Source organism: Ideonella alba, from assembly GCF_018069845.1.
Lineage (GTDB): Bacteria > Pseudomonadota > Gammaproteobacteria > Burkholderiales > Burkholderiaceae_C > Ideonella > Ideonella alba.
The window spans coordinates 85,962-97,790 of the sequence record NZ_JAGQDD010000016.1; the positions used below are offsets into that span (position 1 = coordinate 85,962).

12 protein-coding genes are annotated in these 11,829 nt (G+C 68.6%); 5 read left to right on the top strand and 7 right to left on the bottom strand.

Translation table 11 applies throughout. From position 1 onward, the window contains the following. Positions 1 to 3: 3 nt before the first annotated feature. Positions 4 to 411, bottom strand: coding sequence for a mercury resistance transcriptional regulator MerR (gene merR, locus KAK03_RS18435; protein WP_210856044.1), 408 nt, complete (start codon positions 409 to 411; stop codon positions 4 to 6). 72 nt (positions 412 to 483) lie between these two features. Between merR and merT the strand changes: the two genes are divergently transcribed. The 5 genes from merT (at position 484) to KAK03_RS18460 (ending at position 5,899) form a co-directional block, all read left to right on the top strand. Then, positions 484 to 834, top strand: a complete 351-nt coding sequence (gene merT, locus KAK03_RS18440) for a mercuric ion transporter MerT (RefSeq protein WP_112190006.1) — start codon at positions 484 to 486, stop codon at positions 832 to 834. 13 nt (positions 835 to 847) lie between these two features. After that, positions 848 to 1,126 (top strand): mercury resistance system periplasmic binding protein MerP, encoded by a 279-nt coding sequence (merP, locus tag KAK03_RS18445; protein WP_112190005.1) that lies wholly within the window; start codon positions 848 to 850, stop codon positions 1,124 to 1,126. A 25-nt stretch (positions 1,127 to 1,151) separates the two neighbouring features. Then, the gene (gene merC, locus KAK03_RS18450; RefSeq protein ID WP_112190004.1) at positions 1,152 to 1,559 is read left to right on the top strand and encodes an organomercurial transporter MerC; all 408 of its coding nucleotides are present in this window, start codon (positions 1,152 to 1,154) and stop codon (positions 1,557 to 1,559) included. A gap of 37 nt (positions 1,560 to 1,596) precedes the next feature. Then, complete coding sequence (merA, locus tag KAK03_RS18455) at positions 1,597 to 3,282, top strand: mercury(II) reductase (RefSeq protein WP_112190003.1); 1,686 nt, start codon at positions 1,597 to 1,599, stop codon at positions 3,280 to 3,282. A gap of 136 nt (positions 3,283 to 3,418) precedes the next feature. Beyond that, positions 3,419 to 5,899 carry an AAA family ATPase gene (locus tag KAK03_RS18460; protein WP_210856046.1) on the top strand — a complete coding sequence of 827 codons (2,481 nt, stop codon included), beginning with the start codon at positions 3,419 to 3,421 and terminating at the stop codon, positions 5,897 to 5,899. 24 nt (positions 5,900 to 5,923) lie between these two features. Here KAK03_RS18460 and KAK03_RS18465 read toward each other — a convergent pair whose 3' ends face one another. From KAK03_RS18465 to KAK03_RS18490, 6 genes are all read right to left on the bottom strand, one after another. Further along, positions 5,924 to 6,157 carry a hypothetical protein gene (locus KAK03_RS18465; RefSeq protein WP_127997788.1) on the bottom strand — a complete coding sequence of 78 codons (234 nt, stop codon included), beginning with the start codon at positions 6,155 to 6,157 and terminating at the stop codon, positions 5,924 to 5,926. A 67-nt stretch (positions 6,158 to 6,224) separates the two neighbouring features. Further along, a complete protein-coding gene (locus tag KAK03_RS18470) occupies positions 6,225 to 6,668 on the bottom strand; it encodes a hypothetical protein (RefSeq protein ID WP_112190001.1) in 444 nt (147 codons plus the stop codon). Further along, positions 6,661 to 8,556 (bottom strand): site-specific integrase, encoded by a 1,896-nt coding sequence (locus KAK03_RS18475; protein ID WP_210856048.1) that lies wholly within the window; start codon positions 8,554 to 8,556, stop codon positions 6,661 to 6,663. Before KAK03_RS18475 ends, KAK03_RS18470 begins: the two co-directional genes overlap by 8 nt. 9 nt (positions 8,557 to 8,565) lie before the next feature. After that, entirely contained in the window at positions 8,566 to 10,308 is a 1,743-nt protein-coding gene (locus tag KAK03_RS18480) for a site-specific integrase (RefSeq protein WP_128199375.1), read from the bottom strand. Further along, entirely contained in the window at positions 10,305 to 11,495 is a 1,191-nt protein-coding gene (locus tag KAK03_RS25090) for a tyrosine-type recombinase/integrase (RefSeq protein ID WP_128199374.1), read from the bottom strand. The genes KAK03_RS18480 and KAK03_RS25090 overlap by 4 nt, the downstream gene beginning before the upstream one ends. Before the next feature lie 7 nt (positions 11,496 to 11,502). After that, positions 11,503 to 11,754 carry a hypothetical protein gene (locus KAK03_RS18490; RefSeq protein ID WP_199232326.1) on the bottom strand — a complete coding sequence of 84 codons (252 nt, stop codon included), beginning with the start codon at positions 11,752 to 11,754 and terminating at the stop codon, positions 11,503 to 11,505. Between the last annotated feature and the right edge of the window lie 75 nt (positions 11,755 to 11,829).

Consider the following 11,829-nt stretch of genomic DNA (forward strand, 5'->3'; position numbering starts at 1 on the left):
GTTTCACTGCCTCTGCAGGGTGGTTATCAACGGGCACGACAACTTGCCCCGCATCGAGCAGCAGTCGCGGACGAGGACGGCCAGCGCCGACTCGATCCGGCGCAGGTCTTTCAGCTTCTTGCGCACATCGCCGAGCTTTGCTTCGGCGAGCTGTCTCGCCTCGTCACAGTGCGTGCCGTCGTCCAGCTGTAGCAGTCCTGCAACCTCGTCGAGGCTGAAACCCAGGCGCTGCGCGGCCTTCACGAAGCGTACCCGCGCAACGTCCTTGGCCGCATAGCGCCGAATGCCGCCATAGGGCTTCTCCGGTTCGGGCAGCAAGGCCCGCCGCTGATAGAAGCGCACGGTCTCCACGTTGACGCCGGCCGCCTTGGCGACGGCCCCGATCGTCAGTCCCTGCTGATCGCTGTCCATCCCGCTTGACTCCGTACATGAGTACGGAAATAAGCTTACGCCATCGTGTCCCCGACACACCGAGGAAAGTGCATGACGGAATCGCAGACCGGGCGTGGTGCGCTCTTCGCCGGCGGACTGGCCGCGTTCCTCGCGTCAACCTGCTGCCTGGGCCCGCTCGTGCTGGTGGCCCTGGGCTTCAGCGGCGCGTGGATCGGCAACCTAACGGCGCTGGAGCCCTATCGCCCGTTCTTCATCGGCGCTGCGCTTGTCGCCATGTATTTCGCGTGGCGTCGCATCTATCGACCGGTGCAGCAGTGCAAGCCGGGCGAGGTGTGCGCGATCCCCCAGGTGCGGTCCACCTACAAGGCCGTCTTCTGGTTCGTGGCCGTGCTGGTGCTGATCGCGCTGGCCTTCCCCTATGTCCTTCCGCTGTTCTACTGACCAGGAGTGCTCCATGAAGAAGCTGATCTTGATCGCGGCCCTCGCCATGTCCGGCGCGGCCGGTGTCCAGGCAGCGCCGCAGACCGTGACGCTGGACGTGCCGGGCATGACCTGCGCGGCGTGTCCGATCACGGTGAAGAAGGCGATCTCGAAGGTCGACGGCGTGAGCAAGGTCGACGTGAGCTACGAGAAGCGCCAGGCCATCGTGACCTTCGACGATGCCAAGGCCAACGTGCAGAAGCTGACCGCGGCGACCGAGAACGCGGGCTATCCGTCCACCGTCAAGCGCTGAAGCCGCAGCGATCGAGGAGGACACCATGAGCGTCATGACGCGGGTCGCGGACAAGGCCGGAGCGCTGGGCAGCATCGTCTCGGCGATGGGTTGCGGGGCTTGCTTCCCGGCCCTGGCCAGCCTTGGCGCAGCACTCGGGCTCGGCTTCCTGAGCCAGTTCGAGGCCGTGTTCGTCACCGTGCTGCTGCCGCTGTTCGCGGCGCTGGCGCTGCTGGCCAACGCGCTGGGCTGGTTCAACCACCGCCAGTGGCACCGCAGCGTGCTGGGCATGGTCGGCCCCGCCATCGTGCTGGTCGCCAGCTTCACCGTGGCCGAGAAGCTTCTCTACGTGGGCCTCGCGACGATGGTCGCGGTGTCGGTGTGGGACTTCGTCTCGCCGGCGAACCGGCGCTGCGGTCCGGATGGCTGCGCAGTCCCGCCCAAGCACGCCTGAAGCCTTCACGCTGCGACTCCACCAGAAAGGCATTCCGATGACCGAACTCGCGATCAGCGGCATGACCTGCGAGTCGTGCGCCGCGCACGTTCGCCAGGCCCTGGAGAAGGTGCCTGGTGTGCGTTCGGCGCAAGTGTCCTACCCCAACGGAACGGCGCGCCTCACCCTTGCGACTGACACACCCGTGGCGGAGCTCGTGTCGGCCGTGGCCGCCGCCGGATATCGCGCTCGCGTGCCCGAGGCTGCCTCCGGTCCGTCGCGCGACGGATTCCTCGATAGGGCACGCAGCTGGCTTGGCAGTGGCCAGAAGGAGCGCAGCGGCGGCGATGCGTCGCACGTTGCCGTCATCGGCAGCGGCGGCGCCGCAATGGCCGCGGCGCTCAAGGCGGTCGAACGCGGTGCGCGGGTCACGCTCATCGAACGCGGCACGATCGGCGGCACCTGCGTCAACGTCGGCTGCGTGCCGTCCAAGATCTTGATCCGCGCCGCGCACGTCGCGCACCTGCGGCGACGCAGCCCGTTCGACGCTGGCGTCTCCGCTGCCGAGCCGATCATCCTGCGCGACCGGCTGCTCGCGCAGCAGCAGGCGCGGGTGGACGAACTGCGCCACGGCAAGTACGAGAGCATCCTGCAGGGCACACCGGCCATCACGGTCGTGCACGGCACGGCGCGCTTCACGGATGCCCACTCGTTGACGGTGACCCTACGCGACGGCGGCGAGCGGGTCGTGCCGTTCGACCGCTGTCTGGTGGCTACCGGTGCCAGCGCGGCGGTGCCGGCGATCCCTGGCCTCGCAGACACGCCGTTCTGGACCTCGACCGAGGCGCTGGCCAGCAGCGAGACGTCGCCGCGGCTGGTTGTGATCGGTTCGTCCGTCGTCGCAGTGGAACTCGCTCAGGCCTTCGCGCGCCTGGGCAGCCAGGTCACGATCCTCGCGCGCAACAAGCTGTTCTTCCGCGAGGACCCAGCCATCGGCGAGGTACTCACCGCCGCGTTCCGCGAGGAAGGCATCGAGGTGCTCGAGCAGACGCAAGCCAGCCGCGTCGCTCATGCTGGCGGCGAATTCGTGGTGATGACGAACCACGGGGTACTGCGCGCCGACCGGCTGCTGGTGGCCACGGGACGCACGCCGAACACGGGCGCGCTCAACCTCGAAGGCGCCGGCGTGAAGGTGGACGGTCGGGGCGCCATCGTGGTCGACGGCCACATGCGCACCAGCGCACCGAACATCTATGCCGCAGGCGACTGCACCGATCAGCCCCAGTTCGTGTACGTCGCGGCCGCCGCAGGCACGCGGGCGGCGATCAACATGGCTGGCGGCAATGCAGCACTGGACCTGCGCGCGATGCCGGCTGTCGTGTTCACCGATCCGCAGATCGCGACGGTTGGTCTCAGCGAGGCCGAAGCGCACCAGGGGCGGATCGAGACCGACAGCCGCACGTTGACGCTCGACAACGTGCCGCGCGCGCTGGTCAACTTCGACACGCGCGGCTTCATCAAGCTCGTGGCCGAAGCGGGCACCGGCCGGCTGCTGGGCGTGCAGGCGGTCGCCGCCGAAGCCGGCGAGGTCATCCAGACCGCCGCCATTGCCATCCGTGCCGGCATGAGCGTGCACGACCTCGCCAACCAGTTGTTCCCGTACCTGACGATGGTCGAAGCCCTGAAGCTCGCGGCGCAGACCTTCACCAAGGACGTGAAGCAACTGTCGTGCTGCGCCGGCTGAGCTCAGCGGGACTTGAACAAGGAACGTCGCGGAGCATCGCCACCTGCGGCAAAGCTCGTGAACGGTCGTCCCTGACAACCGTTGAAGGCGCCGTCGGCCATGAGAGCCTGATCGGAGATCAACTCCGAGGCATCCCATGCAGCCGCTCCGACTCACCCTCAAAGGCTTCCGCGGCATCCGCGACGGCCTGGGCCGCGACGAAATCACCCTCGACCTCGAGCGCCTGGCGGACGGCGCCAACCTGATCGCCATCGTCGGCGCCAACGGCAGCGGCAAGTCGACGATCATGGACTGCCTCACGCCCTTCATGGGACTGCCAAGCCGGGTCGCGTTGGCCGGTGCGGGCGGCTTCTCCTACTACGACCACGTCTACCTGCCCGAGAGCGTGAAGGACCTGACCTGGGCGCACGAGGGCCGATGCTATCGGTCGCAGATCGTCATCCGCCTCAACGGCCGCCGCCGCACCGAGGCGTTCCTGCACACGCTCGACGATGCCGGATGCTGGCGGCCGGTGCAACTCGATGACGGTATGCAGTCCGACGGCCGGGTGGAGACGTACACGCGCTGCGTCGAGAGCCTCTGCGGCAGTGCCGAGACGTTCTTCACCTCGGTGTTCGCCGCACAAGGCAAACGGCAGCTCAGCACCTATCGCAACGCTGAAATCAAGACGCTGCTGGCCGACCTGCTCGGGCAGGAGGAGATCCAGGAACTGGGCCAGAAGGCCGCAGAAATCGTCCGCCTGCTGAAAGCGGGACTGGCAACCCAGCGTCAGGAACTGGCCGGGCTCGACGCGGAGGATCAGCGCCTCGACGCGGTGCGCCGAAAACTCGACGGCGCCGACGATCGTGTGTCGGCGGCCGAGCGCGCGAAGACGGCGGCACAGGCCGCCCTGGAGGCCGCCCAGGCGCGGCACGCCCGCGTGGTGGTCGAACGCGAGCAGTCGCAGGCTACCGATGCCCGGCGGGCACAGCTCGTGGCCGAACGGCAAGCCGCGCTGGCAAGCGCGACTCAGGCGCTGCGCGCGCTCGATGCTCAGGAACAGGCCGAGCAGCAGCGGCTGGAACGCCTCGATCAGCGGGTCGCCAGCCGATTGCAGCAGGAACGACAGCGGCGGCGGGCCTTGGGCCAGTCCCGGCAGCGATGCCTGGTGGTGCTTGCCGAGGCCGGCGCGGTGCGGCACGCCGAAAGGCGCCTGCCGCTGGCGCAACGCGTGCAGACGCAGCGCAGTGCACGCACGCAGGCGTGCCGCGAGCAGGTTCATCAGCTGACGCAGTGCCAGGGGGCGGTACGTCTTGCAGAGCAGCGCGTCGCCGGCATCGAACGGGACGCGGGTCGGGCCGTGCTGAAGGCCGAGGAACTGGCGCGCCGGTTCGGATTGACCGGCGAGGTGCCTTGCGCCGGCACGGACCTGCAGGGGCGTTGCAAGCTGCTGGGTGATGCGCGCGAGGCGCAGGCGCTGATCCCGAACGCCCAGGCGCAGGTCGCTCGGCTGGCCGGCGAGAAGTCCGAGGCGAAACGGGAGCTCACCGACGCACGCCAGCGCTACGAGGCACTGGCCGGCGCGCCGCAGGCCCTGGCGCAGGCCGAGTTCCACGAGACCGTCGCACGCGAGCGGGTGAACCGCTTGTCCGTGATGTGCTCGAAGGCCCAGGCGTGCGCGCAGGCGCAGGCGACCTTGGTCGAGGTCGAGCGGGAGCTGCAGGCGCTGGGGCCCGAGGTGGGTGACGGTGCCGCCGCCGAGACCGCCGACGAGCGCGCGGAGCGCCAACAGATCGCCGCAGCGCGGGCGGCGATCGGGCAACAACGGGATCTTCAGACCACGCACTCCGGCGCGGCGCTGGCGCGCCTGGATCAAGCGCTCGGGTCGCTGCCTCCCGCCTTCGACGAGCAGCAGGTCGCGCAGGCTGCGCGGGCACTGGGCGCCGCGCGGGAAGCGCTCGCCGCAGCCGAGCAGTCGATGCTCACGGCGGTGCGCGAGGCGCAGACGCTCGACGAGGTCGCCAAGCAAGAGGGCGTGCTGGATGAACGTCGCGAACGCCTGCGCGCGCATTGCGCCCGCGTCGAGGATGAACTGGGCAACTGGAGCCTCTTCGCGCGCTGCATGAGCAACGACGGGCTGATCGCGCTGGCGATCGACGACGCGGGGCCTGCGCTGTCGGCACTGGGGAACGACCTGCTGCTGGCCTGCTACGGACCGCGCTTCACGGTGTCCATCCACACCTTGCTGGAAACGTCCAAGGGCGAGCAGAAGGAGGGCTTCGACATCGTCGTGCACGACGGCGACACCGGCGACAGCAAGAGCGTCAGCATGATGAGCGGCGGCGAGCGGACCTTGGTGGAGCTGTGCCTGACCCGGGCGATCGCGTTGTACCTTGCCCGCAACACCGGGCGCCGCTACACGACGCTGTTCACCGACGAAGCAGACGGCGCACTGGGTCCGCAGCGCAAACGCATGTTCATGGCGATGAAGCGGGAAGTGCTGCGCCTGGGCGGCTACGAGCGCGAGTTCTTCATCTCGCAGACCCCCGAGCTGACGGCGATGGCGGACGCCGTGATCGACATCGACGCGCTGAGGGCGGACGGGTGCGATGCGGATCGGTGCGTGTCGCTGGCGTAGCCGATGGCGTCGCAGCGGCATCGATCACTGCGGCCCGGGCCCTGGCGTGCGCAGACGCGCTGCGCCGGCGTGCCCACCGACGCTCCACAGGTAGGCATGATCGAGAATCGGTTCGCATCCCGGATCGCTTCGGGCGAGTCGTTCCAGGGCACACAGCAGTTGGTCGGCTACGCCACGGTGCCCATCGATCACGGCCAGCTTGAAGAGCCGCAACAGTCCTCGCGCGAGCACGAGGTTCGATCCGAGGTCGCAGTTCATCGCAGACCTCCATACGGGACACCACTGCCCCATTGCTTGCAGCGTAGACCTTGTCCCCGTGTCAAGGTCAACTCCGGTTCCCGGGTGAGCGCTGCAATGGGATCACCTGGGGCCTGTGGATCCGGCGCAGGTCGGCCAACTCCCGATCGCGCCGCTCGAGCTGCAGCCGCGTCTCTTGCCAAGCCGCGAAGTAGTGGTCGACCAGCGCGGCCAGCTTGGCGAGGTGTTCGCGCAGTTCGCGATTCTCCCGGCGCAACTGGGCGGCGACGCGCTTCGCAGCCTCGGGCCGATCGCGGTGGCGGCTCTGGGCGTCGTGCAGCGCCAGCAGCACGTCGCGGTGGTACCGGTAAAGCGCGTTGCGCGAGATGCCGGCCGACTCACAAAGCGCCTTGGCGGTCAGCTCGCGCGGCGACAGGCCGGCGCCGTGCTGGCGAACCATCTCCGCCAGGGCGTCATGCAGGCGCTGGGCAGCAGGCGGTTCTGCGGAGCTGACGGGCGTCTTCCTAGGCATGATCAGTCTCCTCGGCTGTGTCCGAGCCGAGCGCGCGCAGCAGGCCACGGGCCTCGTTCATGCGCGCGCGGACGATGCGCAACGTCTGCAGCGGCAGGGCGGGTTCGTTGAGAAGCCTCTCGCTGCGTCGCACCTGTTCGAGCCAGTACGGCCGGTGCTGCGCCGAGACGACGAAGTTCTGGCAGCGCGCGCAGGTCGAGGGCTCGCGCCGGGCTGGATTGGGCCCGGTCGCGTTGCCGAGGCAGGCGCTGTGTTCCTCGCGGTAGACGCAGTAGCCCCAGTCGCACACGCCGAGCACCAAGCCGGCGTCGACGAGCAAGCGGGCGTAGCTCCTGAGGTCCTGCTTCATGCGGCTGCCCCGAAAGCGCGGGCGCTTGGCGACGATCTCGGCGCCCGCGCGCCCGCCGAGCCCGGGCGCCGCCAGCATGTGCTCCCACGCGGCGACGGACTGGTTGAGGATCTCGGCGTCGATCTCCTGGTTGAGCCGATAGTCGCTGCCGACGTAACCGTGGTCGGTCTGCGCGCGCTCGCGGTGGCCAAGATGCTGAGCCAGCGCGAAGAGGCAGCTGCGGTCGCGCAGCGCGGCAAACCTGGCGAAGGTCTTGCGCCCCTGATGCGTCGTCAGCCTCCAGGGCTTGTCGAGGTGCGACAGGCCGAGCGCGGCGCCGAAGCGCCGCAGCAGATGGCTGACGCGCGGGGCCGACGCGATCTCCAGCAGTTCGGGCTGCACCTCGTGCCACTCCCACGCGCCGTTGCCACGGCGCAGGCGCAGCCACAGTTCCGGGCGAGCCGTGAGGGCGCGATGCGGCTCGGACAGCGCCTCGAGCACCGAGATCGCCTGGACGGCCACGGGCGGTGCGACCCATTCATGGGGACAGCCATCGTAGCCGGGCTGGCGCTTGAAGATGCTGCCGACGATCACGCTCACGGGTGCGCCGGCCGCATCGCCGACCAGCCGCCGCACGCAGCCGGCATGAAGGTGGAGGATCTCGCTGACACGCGGACCGACCATGTAGGAGAGGACCACGAAGCACGCCGCGTAGAGCATGTCGATGCGCCGCACGAGTTCGGACACCGACGTCACCGGCCGCTCGACGCCCGACGTACCCTCGCGTGCCCGACGCAGCGCCCTCGTTGCCCGGCCGACAGGTGCTGAGCTGTGGGGCGGCGCGGCTGCGCTCGCCATCACGCGCCGATAGGTCTCTCGGGCTTGCAGGACATGCGCCGCGTCGTGCGTCACGATCTTGACGGCGGCCTGCAGCAACACCACCGAGACAGTGTCCGGCGTGTACGGCCACGGCCGGCGCAGTCCTTCCCGGGCGCCAGCGGCTTCGTGATGGTTGCTCCCCGGGAACGGGTCGAACGAAAGACCGTCGCCGAGTTCGGCGCGACAGCGGTAGAGGTAGTTGAACAAGGCGAGGTGCCGCTGCACCGTTGAGGCGGCGCGTGTCGAGTGCCTGGACGTCGGAGACACCGACAGCCGGTGCTGGAACTGCAGCAGCGCCGGCCGATCGAGGTCGGCAAAGCGCCTGAGGCCTTCCAGGTCCATCCAGCGCACCAGCAGGCGCAGCGTGTGGAAGAAGTTCAGGACGGAACTCGGCCGCAGCGGCAGTCCCGTGTACAGCGAGCGGCCGCGTATGAGGGCGATCAGCCGCTTGCTGGTTTGCAGCAGCGGGGCATGGCGCGCGTCGGTGAAACTGCAGCCATCCTCGACCGAAAAGTCCCAGTGCAGGCGCACGGGCAGCCTCTCTTCGAGCGCATTGGTGGGCGCAAGGATCCAGGTCGAATCCTCCCAGCGCGAGTTCTTCAGGAACCATGGGCGATCGTCAGAGGTGCCGAGCGTAGTGCCGGCCGAAGTTCTCAGCGCGCTGGATCGCCGTGGTTGCATGGCGCGACCTCACCGCAGGTCAGGCAGCGGGGGAAGCTGCGCCTGCAGCCTCTGGCCGGCGTCGAGCTCGCGGGAGCCGAAGCGCGGGAGGATGTCTTCCTCCAGGATCCTCAGCTGCGGGGCATAGAGTACTTCCCAACGAGCCGGGTACAGGGTCGCCGCAGCGGCGCGCAGGTGATCGCGCGCCTGAAGCAAGCGCGCCAGCGACATCGGGTCGGGCGTGATGACGGCGTTCGGGCAGGTGAAGCAGCCCATGAAGTTCACGCAGAGGTCGCCCTGCCGAGTACCGGGTGCGATGCCCGCGAATGGATCCTTGCAGTCGAAGCCGAACAGCGTGACACCGCGGCCGCGTGGGGGAGGCGATGGTTCAGGCGCAGCGTCGCACCGCGTCTGGCTCGGACCCGACCGCCCTTCGATGTGCTCGATGAATGCACCCTGAAGATCCGCGATGCGCGAGCGGTTCTGTGCTTCGACCAGGGGCGTTTGCACGTAACGAACCGTCGTGGCGACGCTGGCGTGGTTCGCAACGGCCTTGGTGCGCAGCAGGTCACCGCTGGCGCGGTAGAAGCAGCTCAGCACGCTCGGCCGGATGCTCGCCGGAGCGAAGTGCGGCAAGCCATGGCGATCGCAGAACGCGCCGAGCTGATGGTGGACCGTGATGATCGACATCGCGTTGACCGTGAATTGCCCCTTGAACACGAAGAGCCGGTTGCGCTGCGGGGGAGGGGTCAGCGGGATCAGCCGTTCGTTCCAGGCCAGGATGTCCCGTACCAGGGCCGGCGGCCCGAATGCGTCGGCGCGGTCAAAGGTCCGGCGCTGGATGCGCGACGCGCGAGCCTTGAACCACACCAGCAACTCGCGGTCATCGAGCAAGGGCAGGGGCTGCAGGCAGTCGCGAGTGAGGTCGGCGATGGCTTCGGGGTTGCCGGCCGTGTGGATCAGGATCGCCAGGTAGTACGGCAGCAGCGAAACCGCGCGCGGGTACAGGAGGGGAGCCAGTTGCTTGGCGCCGCCGTAGCGGCGAACGGCCTTCTGCAGCCAGAAATTGCCGCTGGCCTGGGTCGTGCGCCAGTCCGGAATGATTCCTCCGTGGCGTTGATCGATCTGTTCGAGGATCCAGCCGAGAGTGCCGGGCTTGTCTGCGTCGGCGGCGCGTTGACGGGCAGCCGATTCGCGGGCCGTGCGCATCTGGGCGATCTCATCCTCACAGGCCTGGAGGATGGCGCGCAGCTGCCGACCGGAAAGCGTCGAGCGCGATGCCCGCGCGGCGGCCTTGTTGGGGAACGGCGAGAAGGGGTAATCGATGCTGGTGATCAAGTCGGGCCGACACCGCTCAAGCCATCGCAGCAGCTGGCGCAATGCCCCATAGACGGCGGCCTGCGTGGTGAGGGCCCAGATCCTGCCGTCGGCACAGCGTTGCGCGTTGAGCCACTCGATGTAGCGAACCAGCATCGCGCGGTCCAGGTCGGCGACCGATCTGAGGGACTGCGATTCGGCGGCGAACCGGGCGAAGGGCAGTATCGACTTCCAGTACGAGGCGATGCTGCGATCCGAATGGCCCCCGATATGGCCCCAGAAGGCCTGGGCGAGCGCCAGGCGCACGTCGGCTGGCAGCGGCAACGACGAGAAGTCGATGAGCGTGTGGCGAACCAGGCGAGCCGCGTCGTGGCGCGCCGGCTGTGGCGCGTGCCCCGTTCCGGCCTGCGGTCTGGTGGCCAGGGTCCGCGGAATCGGCGGGCGCCGTGAACTCACGGCTCTGCGCTGCCCGCGAGCAGCGTGTCCAGCACGTCCTTGAGGACGCAGGCGTCGACGGCGACGGCACGCAGGTACCGGTCGGTGGTCTCGATGTGCTCGTGCCCGAGCAGGATCTTCACTACGAGCAGTGGATTGACCTTGGCGCCCTCGCTGGCCAAGTACTCGAGCCGGGCCAGCAGCATGCATGCGAAGGTCGCGCGAAGCAGATGCGTCGTCGCCTTGAAGCCGCAGGCCAGGCCGGCCCGGCTGACGGCGCGCTGGTAGGCGTTCTTGCTCACCGGTGCGCCGCGGGCGTTGACGAACAACGCCGGGTGGTGGGCGGCGCGTCCCCTGCGTCGCGCGCGCTTGAGCCACGCGAAGCGAAGCCCCGAGATGTAGCCATCGGTCTCGTCGAGCAGGCTGGCCGGTGCAATCACGTAGCCCGGCTTGCGGCCCTTGCGCGTGATCTCGATGGTGTGATGCGCCGTGAGCGGGGTGGGGCGGCCGTTGATGTCGTCGACGCCGAGCCGCAGGAGTTCGCTGATCCGCAGCCCGGTGTACAGCTGCCAGCGGGCCATCAGATCGTACGGCGGGGCGAGATAGGCGAGCAGTTCGCGAGCCTGCCCGGAGACCAGCGGGCGGGGCAGCGGTTCGTATTGCCGCAGTACGAAGATGCTGCGCTCGGTGTCCGCAGCGTAGCGCGTCCGGATCGGCGAGTACCGCCTCGACACAGCGAAGTCGCGGGTCTTGTCCGCGAGCGCCGATTCGCTCAGCCAATGCGCGCGGACCGCCCAAGCATAGAACCGCAGCACGCCGCGAACCCGGTGGTTGATGGTCGTCGTCCGGTACGCACGTCCGGTGTGCGGACTGGGCTGCGACATCATGCGGTTGCGATAGGCAACCAGGTCGACAGCATCCGCCTTGTGCCAAGGGATGTCGTTCTGCTCGAGCGTGTCGAACCAGTCGTAGAGGATCTCGGTATAGGTTCTGAGCGTGTCGGCGGTGTGCGCGCGCTGGATCGCGTGCTCATGCAGGAAGGCGACCGCGGGCTCGATCAACTGCCACTGCTTCGTGAAAAGAAGCGGGAAACCGGCAGGACGCGGCTCGCGAAGCGAAGTCGCCAAAGCCTGTGCTGCAAGCTGCGCCAAGGGTTCCGGCAGGTCTGCCGGACTCGGCAGCGAAGCCTTGCGGACTATCTGGACCACGGCGCTCTTACCTCGCGGTAAAGCGCTTCACAGCGTCGACGAACGACACGCCGAGCAAGTGCATCGCCAGGTCGATGGCTCCGCCGCCACCGGCGTGCGCGCGTGTGTCGTACCACTTGACGCCCGTGGTCAGGATCTCGAACTCGCCGCGTGCCGTGCTGGCGTGCCAGCGGCGGCTGTGCTCATCCTTGAGGGGCTGATAGGTCGAATCGGGCTTGACGTGGGTGGCTAGCAGCGCGAGCGCGTCGCTGGCCGGCATCTGACGAAGCCGTGTCAACGTCGAGGCACTGAACGACCTGCGAGATCGGCGCGCAACCATCATGTCGAACCCCCG